General features: G+C 61.1%; 21 protein-coding genes. 15 read left to right on the top strand and 6 right to left on the bottom strand.

Going from position 1 to position 24,890, the window contains the following annotated elements; genetic code table 11:
- Positions 1-70: 70 nt before the first annotated feature.
- Together IHQ71_RS23930 and IHQ71_RS23925 are read left to right on the top strand one after the other, a co-directional pair.
- Complete coding sequence (locus IHQ71_RS23930) at positions 71-868, top strand: transporter substrate-binding domain-containing protein (protein WP_258158908.1); 798 nt, start codon at positions 71-73, stop codon at positions 866-868.
- 16 nt (positions 869-884) lie between these two features.
- A complete protein-coding gene (locus IHQ71_RS23925; RefSeq protein WP_258158907.1) occupies positions 885-1,709 on the top strand; it encodes an amino acid ABC transporter permease in 825 nt (274 codons plus the stop codon).
- Between the two features lie 188 nt (positions 1,710-1,897).
- Here the strand turns inward: IHQ71_RS23925 and IHQ71_RS23920 are convergent, their stop codons facing one another.
- Together IHQ71_RS23920 and fsa are read right to left on the bottom strand one after the other, a co-directional pair.
- Complete coding sequence (locus tag IHQ71_RS23920; RefSeq protein WP_258158906.1) at positions 1,898-2,134, bottom strand: hypothetical protein; 237 nt, start codon at positions 2,132-2,134, stop codon at positions 1,898-1,900.
- 209 nt (positions 2,135-2,343) lie between these two features.
- A complete protein-coding gene (gene fsa / locus IHQ71_RS23915; protein ID WP_258158905.1) occupies positions 2,344-2,997 on the bottom strand; it encodes a fructose-6-phosphate aldolase in 654 nt (217 codons plus the stop codon).
- An 87-nt stretch (positions 2,998-3,084) separates the two neighbouring features.
- On the opposite strand from fsa, the gene IHQ71_RS23910 reads away from it, so the two are divergent.
- Entirely contained in the window at positions 3,085-5,292 is a 2,208-nt protein-coding gene (locus IHQ71_RS23910; protein ID WP_258158904.1) for a primosomal protein N', read from the top strand.
- An 8-nt stretch (positions 5,293-5,300) separates the two neighbouring features.
- Here the strand turns inward: IHQ71_RS23910 and IHQ71_RS23905 are convergent, their stop codons facing one another.
- On the bottom strand, positions 5,301-6,605 hold the full coding sequence (locus tag IHQ71_RS23905) for a sensor domain-containing diguanylate cyclase (RefSeq protein ID WP_258158903.1): 1,305 nt from the start codon (positions 6,603-6,605) through the stop codon (positions 5,301-5,303).
- A gap of 183 nt (positions 6,606-6,788) precedes the next feature.
- Between IHQ71_RS23905 and IHQ71_RS23900 the strand changes: the two genes are divergently transcribed.
- The 8 genes from IHQ71_RS23900 (at position 6,789) to IHQ71_RS23865 (ending at position 15,746) form a co-directional block, all read left to right on the top strand.
- Complete coding sequence (locus tag IHQ71_RS23900; RefSeq protein ID WP_258158902.1) at positions 6,789-7,601, top strand: hypothetical protein; 813 nt, start codon at positions 6,789-6,791, stop codon at positions 7,599-7,601.
- A gap of 269 nt (positions 7,602-7,870) precedes the next feature.
- On the top strand, positions 7,871-8,431 hold the full coding sequence (locus tag IHQ71_RS23895; RefSeq protein WP_258158901.1) for a F0F1 ATP synthase subunit delta: 561 nt from the start codon (positions 7,871-7,873) through the stop codon (positions 8,429-8,431).
- Positions 8,431-9,960, top strand: coding sequence for a F0F1 ATP synthase subunit alpha (gene atpA, locus IHQ71_RS23890; RefSeq protein ID WP_258158900.1), 1,530 nt, complete (start codon positions 8,431-8,433; stop codon positions 9,958-9,960). Before IHQ71_RS23895 ends, atpA begins: the two co-directional genes overlap by 1 nt.
- Positions 9,961-9,985: 25 nt before the next feature.
- Positions 9,986-10,867 carry a F0F1 ATP synthase subunit gamma gene (locus IHQ71_RS23885; protein WP_258158899.1) on the top strand — a complete coding sequence of 294 codons (882 nt, stop codon included), beginning with the start codon at positions 9,986-9,988 and terminating at the stop codon, positions 10,865-10,867.
- A 22-nt stretch (positions 10,868-10,889) separates the two neighbouring features.
- Positions 10,890-12,359, top strand: coding sequence for a F0F1 ATP synthase subunit beta (atpD, locus tag IHQ71_RS23880; RefSeq protein ID WP_258158898.1), 1,470 nt, complete (start codon positions 10,890-10,892; stop codon positions 12,357-12,359).
- 164 nt (positions 12,360-12,523) lie between these two features.
- A complete protein-coding gene (locus IHQ71_RS23875; protein WP_258158897.1) occupies positions 12,524-12,925 on the top strand; it encodes a F0F1 ATP synthase subunit epsilon in 402 nt (133 codons plus the stop codon).
- Between the two features lie 174 nt (positions 12,926-13,099).
- A complete protein-coding gene (locus IHQ71_RS23870) occupies positions 13,100-14,245 on the top strand; it encodes an iron-containing alcohol dehydrogenase (protein WP_258158896.1) in 1,146 nt (381 codons plus the stop codon).
- Position 14,246: 1 nt separating this feature from the next.
- A complete protein-coding gene (locus IHQ71_RS23865) occupies positions 14,247-15,746 on the top strand; it encodes an aldehyde dehydrogenase family protein (protein ID WP_258158895.1) in 1,500 nt (499 codons plus the stop codon).
- 92 nt (positions 15,747-15,838) lie between these two features.
- Here the strand turns inward: IHQ71_RS23865 and IHQ71_RS23860 are convergent, their stop codons facing one another.
- On the bottom strand, positions 15,839-16,300 hold the full coding sequence (locus IHQ71_RS23860) for a hemolysin-type calcium-binding protein (RefSeq protein ID WP_258158894.1): 462 nt from the start codon (positions 16,298-16,300) through the stop codon (positions 15,839-15,841).
- 361 nt (positions 16,301-16,661) lie between these two features.
- Between IHQ71_RS23860 and IHQ71_RS23855 the strand changes: the two genes are divergently transcribed.
- The 4 genes from IHQ71_RS23855 to IHQ71_RS23840 are packed head-to-tail and all read left to right on the top strand — an operon-like array spanning position 16,662 to position 23,089.
- Positions 16,662-18,389 (top strand): type I secretion system permease/ATPase, encoded by a 1,728-nt coding sequence (locus IHQ71_RS23855; RefSeq protein ID WP_258158893.1) that lies wholly within the window; start codon positions 16,662-16,664, stop codon positions 18,387-18,389.
- Entirely contained in the window at positions 18,390-19,778 is a 1,389-nt protein-coding gene (locus IHQ71_RS23850; protein WP_258158892.1) for an HlyD family type I secretion periplasmic adaptor subunit, read from the top strand.
- A complete protein-coding gene (locus IHQ71_RS23845) occupies positions 19,768-21,855 on the top strand; it encodes a glycosyltransferase family 2 protein (RefSeq protein WP_258158891.1) in 2,088 nt (695 codons plus the stop codon). Before IHQ71_RS23850 ends, IHQ71_RS23845 begins: the two co-directional genes overlap by 11 nt.
- Positions 21,845-23,089 (top strand): glycosyltransferase, encoded by a 1,245-nt coding sequence (locus IHQ71_RS23840; protein ID WP_258158890.1) that lies wholly within the window; start codon positions 21,845-21,847, stop codon positions 23,087-23,089. Before IHQ71_RS23845 ends, IHQ71_RS23840 begins: the two co-directional genes overlap by 11 nt.
- On the opposite strand, the gene IHQ71_RS23835 is transcribed toward IHQ71_RS23840, so the two are convergent.
- A complete protein-coding gene (locus tag IHQ71_RS23835; protein WP_258158889.1) occupies positions 23,077-24,306 on the bottom strand; it encodes a glycosyltransferase in 1,230 nt (409 codons plus the stop codon). The two genes, IHQ71_RS23840 and IHQ71_RS23835, sit on opposite strands and share 13 nt — an antisense overlap.
- Positions 24,306-24,884: a hypothetical protein gene (locus tag IHQ71_RS23830; RefSeq protein ID WP_258158888.1), complete on the bottom strand. Its 579-nt coding sequence runs from the start codon at positions 24,882-24,884 to the stop codon at positions 24,306-24,308. Before IHQ71_RS23830 ends, IHQ71_RS23835 begins: the two co-directional genes overlap by 1 nt.
- Positions 24,885-24,890: the final 6 nt, after the last annotated feature.

Genomic DNA, 24,890 nt, shown 5'->3' with positions numbered 1-24,890 from the left:
CTTGGGCACTTGCCAAGAGCCGGATTTTCATGTGAATTCCTGCCGCCACAATTTTACCGGAGCCACACCAATGACCTCGCGCCGCCAGTTCCTGATCGGTCTTACCGTTGCCGCCCTCATGCCGCTTGCAGCCCATGCGGCTGGTCTGCCGGATCTCGGCGGCAAGAAGGTCGTCGTCGTGACCGAAAATGCCTATCCGCCGCTGCAGTTCATCGACCCCAAGACCAGCAAGCAGATCGGCTGGGAATATGACGCGGTGAACGAGATCGCCAAGCGTTTGAATTTCAAGGTCGAATACCAGAACACGTCCTGGGACGCGATGATCCAGGCCGTCTCCGACAACCAGTACAACATGGGCATGACCGGCATCACCATCAACGACGAGCGCAAGGCGAAGGTCGATTTCTCCGATCCCTATATGCGCTCCGAACAGTTCATGCTGGTCCGCGCCGACGAGAAGCGCTTCACCGACGCCGCTGGTTTCAAGACGCTGAATGACGGCCTGGTCGGTGCCCAGCCCGGCACGACACCGTTCTACACCGCCGTCTACAGCGTGCTCGACGGCAATGAGCAGAACCCCCGCATCAAGCTGTTCGAGACATTCGGTGCGACGGTACAGGCGCTCAAGGCCGGCGACGTCGATGTCGTGCTGACCGACGGCACCGCCGGCAAGGGCTATGTCGATGCCTCGGGCGGCGCGCTGAAGCTGACCGGCGGGCCACTCGGCACCGAGGATTTCGGCTTCATCTTCCCCAAGGGCTCGGATCTCGTGGCTCCCGTCAATGCGGCCATCGCCGCGCTGAAGGCGGATGGCACGATCGACGCGCTGAACAAGAAGTGGTTCCTCGACTACAAGATGGGTCAATAGCCGGGCCGCCGTCCATATGGCGGCTCCCAATCCAACGCCGAATTCCGGAGAGGGCGACTTTCCTTATTGGCTTGTTGCCCTTGTTGTTCTGGGTGCCGCGATCGGCGTCGCCGTCGTCGTCAGCGATCTCTACACCCAGGTTTTCGTGACGGTGTCCAAAGGCCTCGGCATCACAGTGCTGGTGACGTTGATCGCGTTCACGCTGGCAACCTGCGTCGGCCTCGCCATCGCGCTGCTCGGCCTATCCGACCTTAAGGCGCTCAGGCAGTTCTCACGCTTCTATATCGAGCTGATCCGAGGCATTCCGGTGCTGGTGCTGCTCTTCTACATTGCCTTCGTCGGGGCGCCGGGCTTCGTCCAGGCATGGAATTTTTTGATCTCGCCGCTGGTCAATGCCGGCCTTGTGGAACCGCTTCTGGTGCGTGAAGTGTCGCTGATGTGGCGAGCGATCATCGCGCTGACCATCGCCTATTCCGCCTTCATCGCCGAGATTTTTCGCGCCGGCATCCAGTCGGTGGATAAAGGTCAGATCGAGGCATCCAAGGCGCTTGGTCTCTCACGCTTCCAGCGCTTCCGTTTCATCGTCTTTCCGCAGGCGCTGAAGGTGATCTTCCCGCCGCTCTCCAATGATTTCGTGGCGATGGTCAAGGATTCGTCGTTGGTCTCGGTGCTCGGCGTCGCCGACATCACCCAGATGGCCAAGGTCTATGCCGCCGGCTCCTTCCGTTTCTTCGAGACCTATTCGATCGTCGCCTACATCTACCTCGTCGTCACCATCGGCCTGTCGCTGGTGCTCAGGCAGATCGAACGGCGCATGCGCGAGGCGCAGCCGGGGCGATAAAACGACAAACCCGGTGCTGGAGGACACCGGGCTTGGCGTAGGGAGGGGATCAGTGGTCACGTCTTGATCGTCCGACTTCGGGCCGCCTTGTTGCAGGGGGTCGGGCGGCCCTTGGGTTGCGGTGCCTGGGCGGGAGGAGAACCTCAGGCACTGGTCAGTCGATCAGGTTTGGCGATCAGGCCGGACGATCAATCGCAGATGCGGACCTTCTTGATGTAGACATTGCCCCAATCGTCGTAGCGCTTGATCTTCTTGACGAAGCAATAGTCGTCATAATCGTATCGGGGGGAGATGACGACCACGCCCCAATGATGGCGCTTCCAGCCATGGTGATGATGGCGATGCTTCCAGCCGGCTTCGGCGGTGGCGGCAAACGAGACGGTGGCGACGAGGGCGGCGGAGGCTGCGATGATGAACTTTTTCATGGGTTTGTCCTCAGGGGTTCGTATTGGGTTGAAGTGCTGGTGCAGTCTTCTTCGTTTCTTTGTGGATGATCTCTCTCATCCGTTGATGATGTTTTCCCACATCCCCATGCTCGCCGCTGTTTCCGTGGGAACAGGCGCTGCAAATTCAGCGCAAAGAAAAAGCCCGGCGATGGCCGGGCTTAGAAAATCATCGAACTTGAAGTCTTGGATCAGCCGATCTTCTGGCCGGTCTTGGCCCAGTCGGCGAGGAAGGTTTCGAGGCCCTTGTCGGTCAGCGGGTGCTTGACCAGTGCCTTCAGCGTCGCCGGCGGCACGGTCACGACGTCGGCGCCGATCAGGGCGGCATCGCGGACGTGATTGATGGTGCGGATCGAAGCTGCGAGGATTTCGGTCTCGTAGCCGTAATTGTCGTAGATCTGGCGGATTTCGCGGATCAGGTCCATACCGTCGATGCCGATGTCATCGAGGCGTCCGACGAAAGGCGAGATGAAGGTCGCGCCGGCCTTGGCGGCGAGCAGTGCCTGGACGGCCGAGAAGCAGAGCGTGACATTGGTCTTGTGGCCTTCGGACGACAAAGCCTTGCAGGCCTTGAGGCCGTCGAAGGTGAGCGGCACCTTGATGCAGATGTTCGGTGCGATCTTCGAAAGCACCGCCGCTTCCTTCATGATCTCGGAATATTCGGTGGCGGTCACTTCCGCCGAAACCGGACCCTCGACGATGTCGCAGATTTCCTTGGTGACTTCAGCGATATTGCGGCCCGACTTCAGGATCAGCGACGGATTGGTCGTGACGCCGTCCAGCATCCCCAAGTCGTTGAGTTCCTTGATTTCCTTGATTTCGGCTGTATCGACGAAGAATTTCATGTCCATTCACTCCCTATCAATCGCAGAGTCCACTTTTTGTTCTCTTTGCGGTTTTCCCCAGCCAAAAGCAAGTGCTACTCATGGCCCATGGGAAAAGATTCGTTCGATCTGTTCGGGACGCCGGAACGGCCGCGCGCGGTGCCTGTGATGGTGCCGCTGCCGGTGCCCAAGCCCTATACCTATATGGTGCCGGAGGGCATGCATGTCGAGCCTGGCGCGATCGTTCAGGTGCCGCTTGGACCGCGTCAGGTTTTCGGCGTGGTTTGGAATGAGGAGGCTGGTGACGCTGTCGATCCGAAGAAGCTGAAATCGATCACGGCGGCCTTCGAATGCCCGCCGCTGGGCGCCGACATGCGGACGTTTCTCGACTGGATGGCGTCCTACACGCTCTCGCCGCCGGGGCTGGTGGCGCGTATGGCGCTGCGCGCGCCCGCCGCCTTCGATCCGGAGCCGATGGTCGAAGGCCTGAGGCTGACGGACATGCGGCCCGAACGGCTGACGCCTGCCCGGACACGGGTGCTGGCGCTCGCCGAGGAGGTGCCGGTCTGGACGCGGCTGGGGCTGGCCCATGCGGCCGGCGTCTCCGTATCGGTCGTGGATGGACTGATCGCGCAAGGCGTGTTCGAGACGGTGTTCATGTCGCCACCACCGGTCACCGCGCCGCCCGATCCGGATTATGCGGCGCCGGCGCTCGAGAGCGACCAGCAGGCTGCTGCGGATGAACTGATTTCGGCGGTGAAGAAAGGCGGCTTCGGCGTCTCGCTGATCGATGGCGTCACGGGTTCGGGAAAGACGGAAGTCTATTTCGAGGCGATCGCCGAGACGCTGCGGCAGGGCAGGCAGGTGCTGATCCTGCTGCCAGAAATCGCGCTGACGCCGGCCTTTCTCGAACGCTTCCAGGATCGCTTCGGCGCCAAGCCGGCGGAATGGCATTCCGACCTTTCGCCGCGGATGCGCGAGAAGGTCTGGCGGCAGGCTGCCGAGGGTCAGGTTCGGGTTGTCGCCGGGGCGCGCTCGGCGCTGTTCCTGCCGTTCGAGGATCTCGGACTTGTCATCGTCGATGAAGAGCACGATCCCGCCTACAAACAGGAAGACCGCGTCTTCTATAATGCGCGCGACATGGCCGTGGTGCGCGGCCGGATCAGCGATTTTCCGGTCGTATTGGTATCGGCGACGCCATCCGTCGAAAGCCGGGTCAATGCCGATCAGGGCCGTTATACCTATCTGCATCTCGCAAGCCGGTTCGGTGGCGCGACGATGCCGGACCTGCATCTCGTTGACATGCGGCGCTTTCCGCCCGCGCGCGGCGGCTTCCTGTCGCCTGTGATGATCAAGGGGATCGCGCAGACCGTGGAGCGCGGCGAGCAGGCGCTGCTGTTTCTCAACCGCCGCGGCTATGCGCCGCTGACGCTTTGCCGGGTCTGCGGTCATCGCTTCCAGTGCCCGAATTGTTCGGCCTGGCTGGTGGAGCATCGATTCCGTGGACAGCTTCAGTGCCATCATTGCGGCCATCAGGAAAAGTCCCCGGATGCGTGCCCGGAATGCGGCACGCTCGATCATCTCGCGTCCTGCGGGCCGGGCGTGGAGCGGATCGCAGAGGAGGTCGAGAAGCATTTTCCCGACCAGCGGATCATCGTGCTGTCGTCGGATATCGTGATGGGTGTCAAGCGGCTGAGGCTGGAGCTTGAGGCGATCGCCAAGGGCGAGGCCGATATCGTCATCGGCACGCAGCTGGTCGCCAAGGGGCACAATTTCCCCAACATGACACTGGTGGGTATCGTCGATGCCGATCTGGGCTTGGCCAATGGCGATCCGCGCGCCGCCGAGCGGACATTCCAGCTGCTGTCGCAGGTCACGGGCCGCGCCGGGCGGTTCGGGCTGAAAAGCCGGGGGTTGATCCAGACCTATCAGCCTGCCCATCCGGTGATGCAGGCGATCGTATCGGGTGATCCGGAAGCCTTCTACGAACGCGAGATCGTGGAGCGCGAGAAGGCGCTGATGCCGCCCTTCGGCCGGCTCGCCTCGATCATTGTCTCGGCCGACAGCCGTGCCGATGCCGAGGGGCATGCACGCGGACTGCGGCAGGCGGCGCCGCAGGTGTCGGGCATATCAGTGCTCGGCCCGGCCGAGGCGCCGCTGGCGCTGGTGCGCGGCCGCCACCGGTTCCGGCTGCTGGTACATGGCAAGCGCGGGGCGGATATGCAGGCCTTCGTGCGGACGATGATCGGCAATGGCCCGAAGGAGCGCGGCGGCATTCAAGTGCAGCTCGATATCGATCCGCAGAGTTTTCTCTAGGAGGCAGTTTACGACTGTTTGTCGTGGACGACGCGGTTGCGGCCCGACTGCTTGGCACGATAGAGCGCCCGGTCGGCACGCGAGAGCGCGCTTTCGATGCTTTCCGCGCTTTCGAGCGCTGCGATGCCGATGCTGGTCGTGACCGAGAGGAAACCAGCGGCCGTTTCGAATGGATGCGCGGCGATCGATGCTCTTATACTCTCGGCAATCGCGGCACAGTCGTTGTCTTTATCGACGAGAACGGCGAATTCCTCGCCGCCGAGGCGGGCGAGCAGGCATGACGGCGGCAGGCAGCGTCCGATGCGCTGCACGAACAATTGCAGCACCTGGTCGCCCGCACCATGGCCGAAGCGGTCGTTGATCCGTTTGAACCGGTCGATGTCGATCATCAGGAGGGCGAGCCCCTCGGCGCCACCACTGGCAAGCGTCCGCGACGCTCGTTCGAAGAAGCTGCGCCGGTTCAGCGCCGCGGTCAGTTCGTCGGTCTCGGCGAGCTTCTTCAACTCGCTGGCATAGGCGCGCTCGCGGGTGAAATCGAGATACATATTGACGTGGAACTTGCCGATCGTGCGGTGACGGAACTGAATCGTGCGTTTCGTGCCATCCTTGTGCGTGATGTCGAGGTCGAAGGGCGTCATTTCGCGATTTTCCGCGCGCGCCGCGGCGATCTCGGTCTCCCAGCGGCCGCGCGCATAGGCGCGATATTCGGGATCGGGATAGGCGAGCCGCCACCAGTCCTCCGGGGTCGCGAGATCGCGCGTCGTCCAGCCGAACAGATCCAGGCAGGCGGAATTGGCGAACTGGATGTCGTCGTCGAGATCGGCGATTTCGAGGCCGAAGGGCATCCAGTTCAACAGTCCCAGCAGGTTTTCCTGCCAGCCGGCCAGCGTCACAGCCCCGGCGGGCGGCGCTTCGACAAAGGTGAACAGCCGCAGAAGCTCACCATCGACATCCAGCCGGCTCACCCGGACGACAAGCAGCCGCTCCGCGCCATCGATGCTGGCACGAAGCAGGAATGGCTCACTGGGAAAGCCGTTGATCGATCGGTTCCAGACCCGGCTGACCAGCGTCTCGGCCTCGCGTCCGACGAGACGGTGCAGGGGCAGGCTGGCAAAATCGTCGATATCGTGTCCGAAGAGTTGGGCGGCGGCGGCGTTGCCGGAGCGGGCGCGGAGTTCTCCGTCGGCAACGAGTACCATCGGCACGCCGACGCAATTCATCCAGAACCTGACATGCTCCGATGTCAACCGGACGCCCTGCTCGTGGACGTCGGGGGTCACCTTCAATTCGGCTGTGCTGCGCTGGATGGTCATCAAAGCCCTGGAATTGGCAATCGGCTGGCGGCATTGGGATTTCAATCTATCCAAACGGCATAACCAAAGGGTATAAGCGCAAACCAAATTCACTGAATTTCATTGGAATGGTTAAAACCGTCATTCCCTCGCTTTCCGGCCTGTGCAATAGATCTGGAAACCCACGGGGATTTGAGGGGATCCATGGAACTCGCATTGCCGGCATTTCCGTCCGAGCCGTGGCCGCAGGCTGCGTTTCTCGCCGTTGTTATCTTGATCATCGCTGGCCTCGCAATGCTGATCTTTCCCGGTACGAGCGGCCGGCTGCTTGGGCTCGAGAGCCGCGAGACGCGGCCGGGCGGTATTGGCGAGGTGCGTGCGGCAGGCGGATTCCTCGGCGGATTTGCGGCGGCGGCGCTGATGTTCTTCGACCAGCCGGTGCTGGTGACCGCGCTCGGTGTGGCGGTCGGCGTCGCGGCCTTTGCCCGCATTATCTCGCTGATGTCGGACACATCGGCGAGCCTGCTCAATTTCCTGCTGCTGATCGTCCAAGTGATCTTTGCCGTCGTCATGCTCACCTTCTTCTTCGATGTGATCACGCCTGAGATGGTACTGGCCATCCCGACCGAGGGCATGGCGCGGTTTGTCTTCTTTACCTTTGCGGCGGCGGCCGTGATCGGCTTCCTTGTTCTGTTTGCCCCGCGCATCGCCATGAGCGTGGCCGGGCTGTGGGTAACGCCCGAACGGCCGGGTGGCATTGCCTCGATCCGCTCCACCGGCGGGTTCCTGCTGGGACTGGGGCTGTTCGGCATGGCGATAGCGGGGCTCTGGGAGAGCGGCTTCGTCATCTTTCTGATGCTGTGCTTCGGCTTTGCGGCGGCGCTGGTCCTGTCGGTAGTCGGAAGGATCGTGGCCCTGGTGCTCAACCGTGGAAATCTCGTGTTCGGCGTGATTGCGCTGGCCATCCAGGCTGCCGCAGCGGTGGTGGTCATTCTCTATGTTTCGAGCGCGATGTGATCGTGCCTCCGGGCGCCTTCGGGGAATAATATTCTCCGCCGGGAATCATATGGTTGCTGGATTGGCAAATAAATGCGCAACAGCGGTAACATTCGGTAATATCCTGTGTTGCGAGTCAAAATCACCTATGCTAGATGGCTTGCGAGTTTTCGGGGTATATGGGCCAAAAGGCCTGTGAAGACCCGAAAAAATAAAACAATTTCAAGGTTTTAATGATTGCGGTTGCGCCGCAGCAATGAAAACCGCAGGGAATGAGGGAAACTCAGCGAGTGGCAGATTCATCGCAATCCGTTTCCGGCGTGGCCGAGCGCTACGCCTCATCACTTTTCACGCTCGCCCTCGAAGAAGGCGCGGTTCAGGAAGTGGCCACCGCGCTCGACAATTTCCAGGCCATGATCGACGGCTCCACCGACCTGCAGCGGCTCATCAAGAGCCCGGTCTTCTCGGCCGACGAACAGCTCAAGGCAGTCGATGCCATTCTCGCCAAGGCCGGCGTTACGGGTCTTGCCGCAAACTTCATCAAGGTCACCGCCTCCAACCGCCGCCTGTTCGCCGTACCCGGCATGATCAAGGCGTTCCGGGAGATCCACGCGCGTCATCGCGGCGAGATTTCGGCTGACGTGACCACCGCGCATGCGCTGACCGCGGCGCAGGAAACCGAATTGAAGGCGGCGCTCAAGGGCGTCACCGGAAAAGACGTGACGATCAATGTCGCTGTCGATCCCACCATTCTTGGTGGCCTGATCGTCAAGCTCGGCTCGCGCCAGATCGACACGTCGCTTCGCACCAAGTTGTCTACACTTAAGCTTTCACTGAAAGAGGTCGGCTGATGGATATCCGCGCCGCGGAAATTTCCGCAATTCTCAAGGACCAGATCAAGAATTTCGGCAAAGAGGCTGAAGTCACCGAAGTTGGCCAGGTTCTTTCGGTCGGCGACGGTATCGCCCGCGTATACGGCCTCGACAATGTCCAGGCGGGTGAAATGGTCGAATTCCCCGGCGGCATCCGTGGCATGGCGCTGAACCTCGAAGCCGACAATGTCGGTGTCGTGCTCTTCGGTAACGACCGCGACATCAAGGAAGGCGACACCGTCAAGCGGACCGGCGCCATCGTGGACGTGCCGGTTGGTCCTGAACTGCTTGGCCGCGTGGTCGATGCGCTCGGTAACCCGATCGACGGCAAGGGCCCGATCAATGCCAAGCAGCGTTCGCGCGTCGATATCAAGGCTCCCGGCATCATTCCGCGCAAGTCGGTGCATGAGCCGATGTCGACCGGCCTCAAGGCCATCGACGCCTTGATCCCGGTCGGCCGCGGCCAGCGCGAGCTCGTCATCGGCGACCGCCAGACCGGCAAGACCGCGATCATTCTCGATACGATCCTCAACCAGAAGGCCATTCATGACAATGGTCCCGAGGCCGAGAAGCTCTATTGCGTCTACGTCGCCATCGGCCAGAAGCGTTCGACTGTCGCACAGTTCGTCAAGGTGCTCGAAGAGCGCGGGGCGCTGCAATATTCGATCATCGTTGCCGCGACCGCCTCGGACCCGGCTCCGATGCAGTATCTCGCACCGTTCGCCGGCTGCGCCATGGGCGAATATTTCCGTGACAATGGCAAGCATGCCCTGATCGGCTACGACGACCTTTCCAAGCAGGCCGTTTCCTACCGCCAGATGTCGCTGCTGCTGCGCCGCCCGCCGGGCCGCGAAGCCTATCCGGGCGACGTTTTCTACCTGCATTCGCGCCTCCTCGAGCGCGCTGCGAAGCTCAATGAAGAGAACGGCGCCGGCTCTCTGACCGCTCTTCCCGTCATCGAGACCCAGGGCAACGACGTGTCGGCCTTCATTCCGACCAACGTGATCTCGATCACCGACGGCCAGATCTTCCTCGAAACCGATCTGTTCTACCAGGGCATCCGTCCGGCCGTTAACGTCGGTCTGTCGGTGTCGCGCGTCGGTTCCGCCGCGCAGATCAAGGCGATGAAGCAGGTTGCCGGCTCGATCAAGGGTGAGCTTGCCCAGTATCGTGAAATGGCCGCCTTCGCACAGTTCGGCTCGGACCTCGATGCCTCAACCCAGCGCCTGCTGAACCGTGGTGCGCGCCTGACCGAACTCCTGAAGCAGCCGCAGTTCTCGCCGCTCAAGACCGAAGAACAGGTCGCGGTGATCTTCGCCGGCGTCAATGGCTACCTCGACAAGATCGCCGTCAACCAGGTCGGCAAGTTCGAACAGGGCCTGCTTTCCTACTTCCGGAACGACGGCAAGGCGATCCTTGAGACGATCCGCACGGAAAAGCAGATCTCGGACGACACCCGCGCCAAGCTCAAGTCCGCGATGGACAGCTTCGCCAAGACCTTCGCCTGATAGGCAGAGTAAGGACGGATAACGGATGCCTTCACTCAAGGATCTGAAAAACCGCATCGCCTCGGTCAAGGCGACGCAGAAGATCACCAAGGCGATGAAAATGGTCGCCGCGGCGAAGCTTCGGCGTGCCCAGGAAGCTGCGGAGGCGGCACGGCCCTATTCGCAGCGGATGGGCGCGGTTCTGGCCAATATCGCACAGGCTGAAGGCGGCGGCGCCGATGCGCCGGCGCTGATGACCGGTACCGGCCGCGATGACGTTCACCTGATCATTGTCGCGACCGCGGAGCGCGGCCTTTGCGGCGGCTTCAACTCGCAGATCGCTCGCACGGCCCGCGACCATATCCGCAAGCTTCTCGCCGAGGGCAAGAAGGTCAAGATCATCTGCGTCGGCAAGAAGGGCTTCGACATCCTTCGCCGTGAATTTGCCAGCCTGATCATCGAGCGCGTCGACCTGCGCGAAGTCAAGAAGATCGGCTATGTGAACGCAGAAGCGATCGGCCGCAAGGTGACCGCGCTGTTCGAAAACGGCGAGTTCGATGTCGCGACGCTGTTCTATTCGGAGTTCAAGTCGGTTATCTCGCAGATCCCGACCGCACTCCAGCTGATCCCGGCAAGCGCGCCTTCCGTGACGGCCGCCGACACCGGCGCATCTGCCGTCTACGACTACGAGCCGGATCCGGGCGCCATCCTCGGCGATCTCATTCCGCGCAACATCACCGTGCAGATTTTCCGGGCCTTGCTCGAGAATGTCGCCGGCGAGATGGGCGCCAAGATGAGCGCGATGGACAACGCCACGCGCAATGCCGGTGAGATGATCAACAAGCTGACGCTCAGCTACAATCGCCAGCGTCAGGCCCAGATCACCAAGGAACTGATCGAAATTATTTCGGGCGCCGAAGCGCTCTAAGAGTTAGGAAAGAGGATATATCATGGCTCGCGCAGCTACGAAGAAATCCGCTGTGGAAACCACTGCAGCAGCAGGCTCCGTCGGCAAGGTGACCCAGGTCATCGGCGCTGTCGTGGACGTATCGTTTGCCGGTGGCGATCTGCCGGCGATCTTGAACGCTCTCGAAACCCAGAACCAGGGCAACCGCCTGGTTCTCGAAGTCGCTCAGCATCTCGGCGAGAACACCGTTCGCACGATCGCCATGGACTCGACCGAAGGTCTCGTTCGCGGCCAGGTCGTCACAGACACCGGTGCTCCGATCATGGTTCCGGTCGGCGCCGAAACGCTCGGCCGCATCATGAACGTCATCGGCGAGCCGGTTGACGAAGCCGGTCCGCTGGTCACGCCCTACAAGCGCGGCATCCACCAGGACGCTCCGTCCTATGTCGAGCAGTCCACCGAAGCACAGATCCTCGTCACCGGCATCAAGGTCGTCGACCTGCTGGCACCTTACGCCAAGGGCGGCAAGATCGGCCTGTTCGGCGGCGCCGGCGTCGGCAAGACGGTTCTGATCATGGAACTGATCAACAACGTCGCGAAAGCGCACGGCGGTTACTCGGTATTCGCCGGCGTCGGCGAACGTACCCGCGAAGGCAACGACCTCTATCACGAAATGATCGAGTCGGGCGTCAACAAGCTAGGCGGCGGCGAAGGCTCCAAGGCAGCCCTCGTTTATGGCCAGATGAACGAACCGCCGGGTGCCCGCGCCCGCGTCGCTCTGACCGGCCTGACCGTCGCCGAAGACTTCCGCGACAAGGGTCAGGACGTGCTGTTCTTCGTCGACAACATCTTCCGCTTCACCCAGGCGGGTTCGGAAGTGTCGGCTCTGCTCGGCCGTATTCCTTCGGCCGTGGGCTATCAGCCTACGCTCGCCACCGACATGGGCACCATGCAGGAGCGCATCACGACCACCACCAAGGGTTCGATCACCTCGGTGCAGGCGATCTACGTCCCCGCCGACGACTTGACCGACCCTGCGCCGGCAACCTCGTTCGCCCACTTGGATGCAACGACGGTTCTGTCGCGTTCGATTGCGGAAAAGGGCATCTACCCGGCCGTGGATCCGCTCGACTCGACCTCGCGCATGCTCGACCCGATGGTTGTCGGCGAGGAGCATTACGAAGTGTCGCGCCGGGTGCAGACGACCCTGCAGCGCTACAAGTCGCTGCAGGACATCATCGCCATCCTCGGCATGGACGAACTCTCCGAAGAGGACAAGATCGCCGTTGCCCGCGCCCGCAAGATCGAGCGTTTCCTCAGCCAGCCGTTCTTCGTCGCCGAAGTGTTCACCGGTTCGCCGGGCAAGCTGGTTGCGCTCGAAGACACGATCAAGGGCTTCAAGGGTCTCGTGAACGGCGACTACGACCACCTGCCGGAAGCTGCCTTCTACATGGTCGGCACGATCGAAGAAGCGGTCGAGAAGGCCAAGAAGCTGGCTGCCGAAGCCGCTTGATGATGCCAGGGGCGCAGCTATGCTGCGCTCCCGAGGGCGCGGAGACTTGCCGCGCCGACCGCCTTTCAAAGCGCATAGCGCTTTGACTTCTTGTTTTGAGCATGTCGTTATCGCAAAACCGCTTCACACTTTTGCGCGACATGCTGCAGAGAAAGTGAATTCGAATGGCTGAAAGCTTCAATTTCGAACTCGTATCGCCCGAGCAACTGCTGCTCTCGGCCAAGGTCACGGAAATCGTGCTTCCGGGTTCGGAAGGCGAAATGACCGTCATGGCCAATCACTCGCCTGTAATGACCACGATCCGTCCCGGCGTCGTGACCGTGAAGCAGGAAGGCGGCGAGACGCAGAAGTTCGTGGTGTTCGGCGGCTTTGCCGACATCCTGCCGACAAGCTGCACGCTGCTGGCCGAATCCGCGCTTCCCGTTGCGGAATTCCGCAAAGACGCGCTGGCAAAGCGTATCGAGCTGGCGAAGGCCGATCTCGAGATCGTGCACAGCGACGAGGGCAAGACGCGCGCGGCGCAGCTGGTTTCGGACCTCGAAAGCCTGGCTTCCGTCGCCGCCTGAGCGATCTGATCCGACCTGATCTATGCGAGCCCTCGGCAATGCCGGGGGCTTTGCTTTTTGCCCCTTCAAACCTAGATTTTATGTCGCATTTGACTGTCTGAAATGGCGCGCGAACGCGATAGTTTCGCGGGTGAGATGATCCGGGCTGCGGGTCGTTCGCTCCCGGAGACATTAATGCAATTTTCGCTTTCCGCCATTCCGGACATCAAGTTCGGAGCCGATGAAATCAACAATCTCGCCAGCCACGCCAAGAACCTCGGCGATATCAGGAAAGCCGCCATCGTCATGGATGGCTTCCTCGCCAGCAGCGGACTTGGCGCCAGGGTGACCAGCGCGCTGAACGATGCCGGCATCGAGGCTGTGATCTATTCGGGTTTCGCGGGCGAGCCCAAGCTCCAGCATGTCAAGGATGCGAGCCAGGTAGCAGCCGGGGCGGATCTGGTGATCGGCATCGGTGGCGGCTCGGCACTGGATATCGCCAAGATCGTCGCCTGCACGGCGGCTTCCGGCGAAGATGCCATGCATTATGCACTCGCCGCCAATCCGCTGCCGAAGAAGCCGCTCAAGAAGATCGCCATCCCGACTACCGCCGGCACCGGTTCCGAGACCTCGGCGACCAACATTTTCGCCGGGCCCGAGGGCAAGAAGCTCTGGATCTGGGGTGCGGAGAGCAAGGCCGATCTGGTGATTCTCGATCCGGCGCTTACCGTGTCCCTGCCGCCGAACCTCACGGCATGGTGCGGGATGGACGCCTTCATCCATGCCTTCGAGGCCTCGACCAACCGCAATGCGCATCCGGGCGGCAAGGTGTTCGGCCATGAGGCCATGCGGCTGATCGCCGCCAACCTGCCGACTGTGGTGAACGATCCCGGCAATGTCGAGGCGCGGGGCAAGGTTCTGCTCGGCTCCTGCTATGGTGGCGTGGCGATCGACAATTGCGGTACCGCGATCGCGCACAATATTTCCCATGCGATGGCCGGGCTTGCGCCGATCCATCATGGTCTGGCGACCGCGCTCGGTTTCGAAGTGTCGATGCCCTGGCTTGCCGAGGCCGATACCGCCGACCTGAACGAAGCCGCCAGGGTGCTCGGCCTGAAGAGTGCATCGGAAATACCTGTATTCGTTAGCCGGCTTATGGATGCCTGTGGCATCAAGCGCGCGATCCCAGCGGCGTTCGATAAATGCACCACCGCCGATCTCGCGGGCGAGATGAAGGCACCAGAGAACCAGCCGATGCGGCGCTCGACGATCCGTGACGTCTCCGACTCCGACCTCGATACATTCGCCCAAGCGATCATGACAATGCAAAGGGAAGGCTGAGATGACCGGTCAATATACGCGCGAATACTGGCAGTCTGCGCTCGACGCGACCACGCTCAACGGCCGGATGTTCATCAACGGCGGGTTCGAGGACGCGGCCGACGGCACGACCTTCGTCCGCATCCGCCCGATGGACGGCAAGCCGGGCGGCACATTTGCGCGCGGCAAGGTGACGGATGTGGATCGGGCGGTGGCAGCGGCACGTGCCGCTTTCGAATCGGGCGTTTGGCAGCGAAAGGATCCGGCCGAGAAGAAGCGCATCCTGCTGAAATGGGCCGATCTCATCCGGGAAAACCGCGAGGAACTGGCGCTGCTCGAAACGATCGATGTGGGCAAGCCGGTGATGGCGTCGCTCAATGTCGACGTGGCGCTCGCCGCCAATTGCATCCAGTATTATGCCGAGCTTTGCGACAAGCTCTATGACGAGGTCGCGCCGACCGGACCCAATGACCGGGCTATCGTGCGCAAGGTGCCGCTCGGTGTCATCGGCGCCATCACGCCGTGGAACTATCCCTTGATCATCGACAGCTGGAAGCTCGGCCCGGCGCTCGCAGCAGGAAATTCGGTGGTGTTGAAACCCGCCGAGCAATCGTCACTGTCGGCGATCCGCATCGCCGAACTGGCAAGCCAGGCCGGCCTGCCGGATGGCGTGCTGAACGTCGTCACGGGTTATGGCGAAGAGGCGGGGCAGGCGCTGGCGCGGCACATGGATGTCGACATGATCGCGTTCACCGGCTCGACCGAAGTCGGCAAGCTGATCATGGGTTATGCGGCGCAGAGCAATCTGAAGCGCGTGGCACTGGAACTCGGCGGCAAGTCGCCTATCGTCGTCTTTGCCGACGCTGATCTTGACGCTGCCGCGTCCGCTGCGGCCTGGGGCTGCTTCTACAATGCCGGCGAGACCTGCCATGCATCGACACGGCTGCTCGCTGAGCGGGGAATCATGGATCAACTGGTCAGGAAGATCGAAGAGGTAACGGCGCGCGAGATCACGCTCGGCCATCCCTTTGAGCCATCGGCGCAGATCGGAGCGCTGATCGAGGACGCGCATCTTGAAAAGGTGCTCGGGATGATCGAGGCCGGCGAAAAGGAAGGCTCGAAACGTGCCTTCGGCGCGGAGCACGTCATGGCCGAGACGGGTGGTTCCTATATGTCGCCCGGCGTCTTTGTCGCCAAGTCCAACAGTGACTCACTGGCACGCAATGAAATCTTCGGACCTGTGTTGACGGCCATCGCCTTCGACGGTGAAGAAGAGGCGCTGAAGCTCGCCAATGACACGAACTATGGGTTGGCTGGAGCGGTGTTCACGTCCGACATGGGTAAGGCGCATCGTGTGTCCGAAGGCATTCACGCCGGCACGGTGTGGATCAATACCTATGATATTTCGAGCCTTGCTACGCCGTTCGGCGGCTTCAAGCAGTCGGGCTTCGGTCGCGACCGTTCGGTGCATGCCATCGACAAGTACTGCGACTACAAGACGATCTGGCAACGCTATGCCTGAGAGCAAAGGGCGGCCTCGCTCGCCTGCTTGCTCCGGAAAACAGCAACAAAAAAGGGCGCCACCGGCGCCCTTTTCCTTGAACCTGATAAGGATCAAATGATCTGAATGTGATCTTCGGGATTGGCCTTGAAGTCGGCCTTCGAGACATCCTTGAGGACGATCTTGTTGCCGCCGCCGAGATTGATCTCGACGTCGCCGTTCTTGAACTTGCTCTGCTTGATGACGTCGGCAACATTCTTGATGGTCTTCGATTTGGTGATCTGGAGAAGATCGTTCTCCACATCGAAATCGGTGATCACATCCTTGCCGGACTTGGCACCGAAGTTAAACGTGTCGGCACCTTCGCCGCCCGACAGATAATCATTGCCGGTGCCGCCGCCGAGCAGGTCGTCGCCGTCGCCGCCGTACAACCAATCATTGCCGCTCTGGCCGGCGAGCTGATCGTCGCCATCGTTGCCCAAGAGCAAATCGTTGCCCTGAAGGCCCTGGATTTCATCGTCACTTCCGGTGCCTTCCAGAACGTCAAAGCCCGCAGTTCCAGTTATCGTTGCCATGTTTTTTCCTTTCCCACTCTACGAATCAGACGAGTCTAGCGTATTACCCGGCGTTCTCGCATAGCCTGCCATATTTTGCAAATGACAATATCTGTAATCGGGACGGTAAGGGTCCCTTAACATATATTCGTCACGAACTTTTGGTTAACGAAGCCACCGGTTGTGTGCTGGAATACACCGCTTTTCTCCTTTGTGAAAGAGCTAAGGTGATCCGAAGGCGATATGGGCGGTATTTTTCCGGGCATGAATGCAGCTTTTTGCGGTCGCGAAATATGCAAGGTGACGCACCGGCGGTTCCGTCTGGCAAACGCGATGCTTTGACTGTATAAGACGATGAAATTGCCAATGAGAATGGGTTGTGATGCGGCCAGAACCAGTTGCGCTTCTCCAGTCCGCGCGGAAGATGTTCCTGCGCGGCTTCATCTATGCCGGGGCGGTGAGCTTCTTCCTCAATTTCTCGATGCTCATCGGCGCAATCTTCATGATCCAGGTCTATGATCGTGTCCTGCCGGCCCAGAGTTACGACACGCTCTATGGCCTGATGATCATCGGCGGGTTGGGCATCCTGATCTACGGCCTGCTCGATTTCGTCCGCAACTGGACCTACACGATCATGGCGCATGGATTCGCACAAAAGTTGAATCTGCCCGCGCTTCAGGCCGGTGTCATACGCTCGATCGAGGGTGGCGTGCATGAGGGTGGTTCGGTCATCAAGGATATTGCCGAGCTTCGCGCCTTTATTTCCAGCCATTCGATTTCGGTTCCTCTCGACGCGTTCTGGTCGATCGTCTTTCTTGCCGCGCTCTATTTGATCCACCCGGTTTATGCCGCGGTCGCGGTTGGCTTCATCCTGGTGATGATCGCACTCAACTTCGTGACCGACGTCTTGACGCGTCCGGCGATCCGGGCCGCGAACGAAGCGCAGGCCCGGCACGTTCAGGAGGTGGCGAATTCGCTTCGCCACGCCGAGGCGATCGAGGCCATGGGCATGTTGCCGGCGCTCGTGCGCACCTGGCGCCGCTCGCAAGCAGAGATGCTGGAGTTCTCCAAGACCGCCGACGTACGTTCGCGAGTGGTGCTGGCGATATCCAGGTCATTGCAGAAGAGCCTGCAAATGGTCATCATTGCGACCGGTGCATTTCTGGTGCTCAATCACTCGGTTACGACAAGCGTGCTGTTTGCCGGCATGGTTCTCACCAGTCAGGCCGTCTCGCCGTTCGGACATATGATCGAAAGCTGGCGCCATTGGGTCGAAGCCTTTCATGCCTGGGGCAGGATCAAGAAGCTGATAGAGACGGAAGGATCGGCGCGGCAGAGCATGCCGGCGCCTGTCGCGGATGGCGATCTCTCCGTCGAGAACCTGGTCTACCTGCCCGAGGGTCGCAACATTCCCGTCCTGCGTGGCATAAACTTCAGCCTCAGCCCCGGCGAAGTGCTGGGCATTGCGGGACCGTCCGGCGCCGGCAAGTCCACGCTGGCGCGGTGCCTGACCGGGATCATCAAGCCCACCGTTGGCGGTGTGTTTCTGGATGGTCATTCGACCTATCTGTGGGAGCGCGGTTCCTTCGGCAAGGCGGTCGGCTATCTGCCGCAGAACCTCTCGATCATCGACGGAACGATCCGGCAGACGATCGCGCGGATGCAGGACAGCGATCCGCGCGATGTCATCCGTGCGGCGCAGGCGGCAGGCATTCATGAGTTGATCGGACGGCTTCCGCACGGCTACGACACGCCGATCGCCGAAGGCATGCACATGCTTTCCGGCGGCCAGATGCAACGGCTCGCGCTGGCCCGCGCGCTCTATGGCGACCCGAAACTGATTATCCTGGACGAGCCGAATTCCAATCTCGACAACAATGGCGAGCAGGCGCTTATCGCGGCGGTCCGGCAGGCCCGCGCGCGTGGTGCGATCATCATCATGATCGCGCATCGTCCTTCGGTGATGGCCGTGGCGGACAAGATGATGATCCTCGAACATGGAGCGATCAAGCAATTCGGACCGCGCACCGAAGTCATCGAGATGATCGAGCCACGCTCGCAAGACCGGCAAAAGCGGATTCGCGCGGTCACCGGAAACGGAGCGCAATAAATGGCCGAACAGGTAACGCTTTCGCCCGCCGAGTATCGCTATTCCGCCCCTGACAAGGCGGCGCTCAGCGAATGGGAAGACGTGTTGAAGGAAGAGCAGAGCAACCAGGTGACGTTGCTCGGGCCTATCCTGCTCGGCCTGTCGATCCTCGTCCTGGGCATCGGCGGCTTCATGGCTTGGGCAGCCTCAACTGAAATGGCCTCTGCTTCGGTCGCGTCCGGCCGGGTTATTGTCGAGAGCAATACCAAGACCGTGTCTCATCTGGAAGGTGGCACGCTGAAGCAGCTCCTGGTTCAGGACGGCGACAAGGTGCAGGCCGGCGCCCTGCTGGCCACGCTGGACGTCACCCGCAGCCAGTCGTCGCTCACGCAACTCCGCCATCTCTATTTTGCTGCCCAGGCGAGACAGGCCCGTCTGGTCGCCGAACGTGACGGGAAAAAGACCTATGACTTCGACGCAAAGACGCCTGATGGGGTGGATGCGTCGGTTGCGGATGGCGTGCTCGCGACCGAGAAGCGCCTGTTCACCGAGCGCACAAGCCTCTACCGCGACCAGATCGCCGCCGACGAGTCTGGTATCGCACAGCTGGCAAGCCAGCGGGTCGCGATCGAGGCGCGCAAGAAGTCCAATATCGAGCAAGCCGCTGTGGTGCGCCGAGATTATGAAACGTATGTTGATCTTCAAAAGAGGAAGCTGATCACCAACGCCATGCTGAACGACAAGAAACTCCAACTTGTCGAACTCGAGACCCGGATTGCCGAAACGGAAGCTGCGCTCGCGGAAAACAGCCAGCGGAAAACCCAGCTCGCGCTGTCGCTCACCAACCGGCGAAACGAGTATCTCCGTGATGTCTCCCAGAACCTGCAGCAGGCCCAGGCCGAGATCTCCAGCGTCCGGCAGCAGATCATCTCGGCCGAGGATGTCGTCGCCAAAGCCGCGATCCGGGCGCCGCTCGATGGCACCGTTGCCAATATCAAGATCCGTACGCCGGGCTCCGCCGTCATCGCCGGTCAGGCTGTGCTCGACATCGTGCCTGCCAACCAGCCGATGGTGATCGAGGGCCGTGCGCGGGCCATAGACATCGACCAGATCCGCCTTGGCCAGCAGACGGAAATCAGACTGAGTTCCTTCGGCGCCGCCGAACTACGACCGCTCATCGGCCATGTGACATATATTGCGCCTGACAGCATTGTGAATGAACAGACCGGCGAGGTGACTTTCGCGTTCCGCGCGAAGATCGACCCGGCGGAACTGAAGAGCCAGCCGAATCTGTTCCTCTATCCGGGCATGTCGGCCGAGGTCTATATCGTGACGGGCGACAGGACGGCACTCGCCTATCTGGCAGAGCCGATCAGGAAGAGCTTCTACAGGGCATTCCGTGAGCAGTGACAGTGCGCGCAGCCCGGTTGCCGGGGTGTTCTGGCTGATCGGCGAACGCGTGCTGCTCCTTTGGGGGCAAGGCGCCGATGGGGCATTCCAGCACGCCAAACAGCTCGATTTCCGCGTCGGCAATATATCCGTCACGGCCTTCCAGATGGCGCCTGATTTCAATGTCTTGACGCTTGTTGGCAGCCGGCGGCAGGTCTCTGCTCTGGAAGAGTTCGCCTCCGCCGCGGGCCTTTCGGTCGGGGATCAGGCGTCATTGATCGCTGCGGTCTTCGGCACCGTAGCGCCGATGTTCCGGCTGCTGGACGACGAACGGTTCAAGGCGCTGACCGCGCTCTTCTTTGCAACGCCCGGCCTGGCCAAGGGGCACGCGCATGTCGATGCCGTGTCCGGCATCAATACAGCGATCGTCACCGTGCCGGCCCGTGCGCGGATTGCGGAGGGTGACATCATCGTATCGCAGGGCGAAACGCTCGGCATTGGCAGAGTGCGGTCGGTCGCGGGTTTTCTGGCGCGCGACAACGATGGTCAGCGGCTGGCGGCGATCGACTTCTCCACGCCACCGGTCGAAGGTCCTTCGCTCGCCGTTACGGCGCGTGGCCTCGCTCTTCTGGACCTCGTCGTCGAGCGCCACGAAGATATCGGGGCATTCCGCAAGCTGCACGCTTCGTCTTCTCCCGATCGCGTCAGCCTGCTCCACTCCGCAGACGATGATGCTGCCATGGAACTCGACGTCCTGACGCGCCGGAACGCCGGTTCGGCATCAATCTCGGAGCCGGTGCTCGGTTTGCGGTTTCACATTTCGGCTTTCGCCTCCATGCCGCACGGGCTTTTCGTCGCGGGCTGGTTCCATGATCCGGATGGTCTCGTCGAGACGATGACGGCGATCGATCACAGCCTCGCCGATGCAACCGTTTCCGATCGATGGATGCTGCATTCCGGACAGACCGGCGCCAAGGACGCGCGCGTCCAGGTGACCGGCTTCGCAGCTTTCCTGCCGCGCCGCGAGGAAGAGCGTGCACCTTCCTCCGTACGGTTTCGTGTTGGCCTCGCCAATGGCGAAAATCATTTCGTCGACGCTCCACGATCGGCCCAAGATCTTCTCAGCCAGCGCAAGACGATCCTCAACGCCGTCGCCGGCCATGCCTTCGATCTCGATGTGCTGCGGAATATCTACCAGCCCGCGCTGGCGCCGTTGCAGCACGCGCTCAACAGCCGGCAATTCGTTCGCGAGACGTTTGAATACGGGCCAAAATCCTCGCGGAAAATCTCTGTCGTCATCCCGCTCTACAGGGAAACCGGCTTCATCCGGTCGCAGCTCATCGCTTTCGACGTCGATCCCTTTGTCCGTGCCTCGTGCGAGATCGTCTATGTGATCGATGATCCGCTTATCGCGCTGCGGGTCAGGAACACCCTGAGCGGATCGGTCCATGTTCATCGGCTGGATATCAAGCTGGTCGTGCTGGGACGAAACGGCGGCTATGCGCTCGCCAACAATTTCGGCGTCGATGCCGCGGATGGCGAGACGATCGTACTGATGAACTCGGACGTCATTCCGGAGGGTAATGGTTGGCTGGAGCCGCTGGTGGACAGGCTGGCAACGCTTCCCGCCCGTTCCGTGATCGGTCCGAAGCTGATCTATGCCGACGAAAGCCTGCAACATGCCGGCATGTATTTCTTCAGGCTCGAGACCAGTCACTGGCAGAACATGCATTATTTCAAGGGCTACGGTCGCGCGCTGCCAGCGGCCGACAAGGAGCGGGAGGTGCCGGCGGTAACCGGAGCCCTGATGATCCTGCGAAAGGCCGACTATCTCGCTGCCGACGGGTTCACATCCGATTATGTCGTCGGTGATTATGAGGACAGCGACCTTTGCCTGAAGCTCAGGGCAATGGGCGGCACATGCCTCTACATGCCTGATGTGGCGCTCTTCCATTTCGAGCGGCAATCGATGCAGGACAGCACCGTCGAGCGGGATCTCGGCTCGACGATCTATAACCGGGCGCTGCATACCGACCGCTGGAACGACACGATCGAGGTCCTGATGGCACGGTTCGACGAGGTCGACGATGCCATCTAGCAAGCGCATATTGCAGATCGCGCATAGCCATCCCCGGTTTCATCCCGGCGGCACGGAACTGACCGCACTGGCGCTGCATCGCGAGGCGCTCGAGCAGGGGCTCGACAGCTGGTATCTCGGCGCGCTCGATGGCACCCAGATCACGCCCAACCAAGGCACGATGATGATCGCGCTGACGCCTGATCAACGCGAGTCGGCGCTGTTCGTCAACAACTTCATCCGCTTCAAGCTCGAGCAGCAGGAGCATCATGGCCTCCTCCGGGAGTTCGCCGAATATCTGAAGTTCGTCCGGCCGGATGTGGTGCATATCCATCACGTGCTGAACTTCGGGCTGGAGGCGCTGCATGTGCTGCGGAACGTGTTGCCCGAGGCGAAAATCATCCTCAGCATCCATGATTTCTATCTGATCTGCGCCAATAACGGACAGCTCTACAAGCACGACAAAAAGCAGCGCTGTCCCGGGCCGACGATGGACCAGTGTTTGAAATGCTTTCCCAACCGCAACGCCAATGATTTCGCCATGCGGGCGCTGGATATCCGCAACGCGCTTTCGCTCTGCGACAATCTCGTCTCGCCATCCTATTTCCTGAAGGACAAGCTCGACCGGTATCTTGGCGTGCCGATGGAAATCAGCGTCGTCGAGAATGGCTATCTCGGCAGCGATCCCGCGATCGCCGATCTGCCGGTGCCGCGTGCGAACGGCGGTCCGGTGTTCGGATATTTCGGCAATATCTCGGCCGTGAAGGGCCTCGCCGACCTGCTCGACGCCGCTGACCTGCTGATCGAAAGCGGCAAGGCGGAATTCAGCATCCATGTTCATGGCGCCCAGCTCTTCGAGGACAAGTTTCTCGCAGACCGGATGGAAGCCGCGAAACTGACGCTTGGCCGGAAGATCACTTTCTTCGGCGGCTACCAGTCCGACGAACTTGTGTCACTCCTGGCGAACGTCGATTGCATGGTCTTCCCGTCGGTCTGGTGGGAGAATGCGCCGCTGGTGGTCTATGAGGCGCTTCATGCCGGCCGCCAGGTGATCGCATATCCGCATGGCGGCGCGCCCGAGATACTTGAGCGCTATGGCGCGGGCATCATTGCGGAGCGATCGGACCCGGCCGCGCTTGCCGAGGCGATGGCAAAAGTCATCGACAACCTGTCGCTGACCGAGATTTCCCTGAACCGACCGATCCCTTTACGAAGCGACCTTCTCGCCGCCTATGGCAAGTTCTATTTCGGCTGAGCCAGCACGCGGGCGAGCAGTGCGTCGTGCCGGGCCAGGGCGAAGTCCGCTGCCCAGCGCTCTTCGATCGTGCGGCGGGCATTCGCGCGCATCGCTTCGATTTCAGGTCCGCCGTTCAACGCCTCTTCGATACGGGCGGCAATGCCTTGCGGGTCGAAGAAGTTCGCAAGCAGGCCGTTCTCCCGATCACGGATGAATTCGCGCACCGGCGCGGTATCGGAACCGATCACCGCGCAGCCGGTCGCCATGGATTCCAGCATCGACCATGAGAGTACGAACGGCACAGTCAGATAGACATGCGCGGACGAGATGCGCAGCACGTCGCGGTAATTCGCGTAATCAAGCTTGCCGAGGAAATGCGTGCGTGAGGGATCGATCGCGACCGATTTCAAGACCTCGTGGAAGTGATCTTCGGTGCCATGCCCGGCACCGTAATACACCATCCGGTCGCCGAGGATCAGTGCCTCCACCAAGGGGTCGCGCGCCTGAAGTGACGCAAGCGCCTCCATGAATGGCTCGAAGCCGCGGAAAGGATCGGCGCCCCGCGCAACATAGGTTACGACGCGGTCGCAGCGGGTTACCTTTCGCCCATCGGGAAGGGCGAAGGAGGCCGCCGGCTCGGGCGAGAAGAATTCCATATTCACGCCATCGGGCGCCACTTCGATTGACGGGCGGATGGAGGCGGGGAACTGCGACTTCTGGAATTCCGTCGGTGCGATCAGCAGATCGCCGGCCGCAAGATCGCCGAGGATCGGCAGGTTCATCAGGCTGGTTGCGATGCGGATGCCGATGGGCCGTGGGGCCGGGTTGAGAAATTGGGTGCTTTCGGCTGTGTTGTTGTAGAACCACTCGCAGTATTTGATGAATTTCGCCTCGGGAAAGGCATCGTGCAGATAGGCGGCGCTTCCCCAACCCGTATGCGAATAGACGACATCCGGCACCCAGCCTTCCTGCCTGAGCGTATCGGCCTTGCGCGCGAGGCTCACAGCCTCGCGGATGAACCGCTCGGTGCCCGCAAGTGCCCGCTTTTCGTCGCGCTCCGGCGGAATCTCCTCGCCGTATTCGATCAGCCGGATGCCGTCGACCGGGTCGCTCGACCGCCCATCGCGAAGCCCGCGATGAAATGCGATCACATCATGCTTGCCTTCGTCCAGGAAGTGCTTCGCCAGCCTTGCGAACTGGCCTGGGAAATATTGATGGACGAAAGCGATCCGCATCAGAAAATGCCGAGAAAGCGCTTCCTGCGCTTCTTCTTTTCAACGACAAGCTGGCGCATCATCTCGTCGATCCTGACAAAGAAGACCTCGGCCGATTCCATGCGATTTTCGAGCCTGATGAGACGCTGCGCCAGATCATCGGGCAGATCGGGCATCTCGGCATGGTCGCTGGTAGGTCCCCGCTCTTCCATTCTCTCTTTGATGCCATCCATCTCCTGCTTGAGAAGGATGAGCGCGCTGTCGTAACGCTTGGTGAATGAGTTGAAGAGGGCGTCCAGCGTACGATCGTCATTGGTCGCGATTGGAAGCGCGATCTCGCCATGCTTCTGTGATTGCGCGATGACCATCAGTCCGTTGACCGATGTGATGTTCGAGGGCAGTTCGATTCTGAAGGCATGGTCGCCGGCGCCGATGCCTGATTTCGGCAGATCGGGCCTCAGAATGTTCGCGATACCGGTCGCCACGATCTGGGTCCCGAAATTCACACGGATAATCACATGTTCGCCGGGGGCCTCCTTATTGAAGGCCCAGCCGGTCAGGTGGGAGTTCGCGAAGTTATCGACGCGGCCAGTCAGCATTCGGAA

The sequence above is a fragment of the Rhizobium sp. TH2 genome, from assembly GCF_024707525.1.
Lineage (GTDB): Bacteria > Pseudomonadota > Alphaproteobacteria > Rhizobiales > Rhizobiaceae > Rhizobium_E.
The sequence above is the reverse complement of the archived record's forward strand: the minus strand, read 5'-3'. Positions and strand labels throughout refer to the sequence as shown.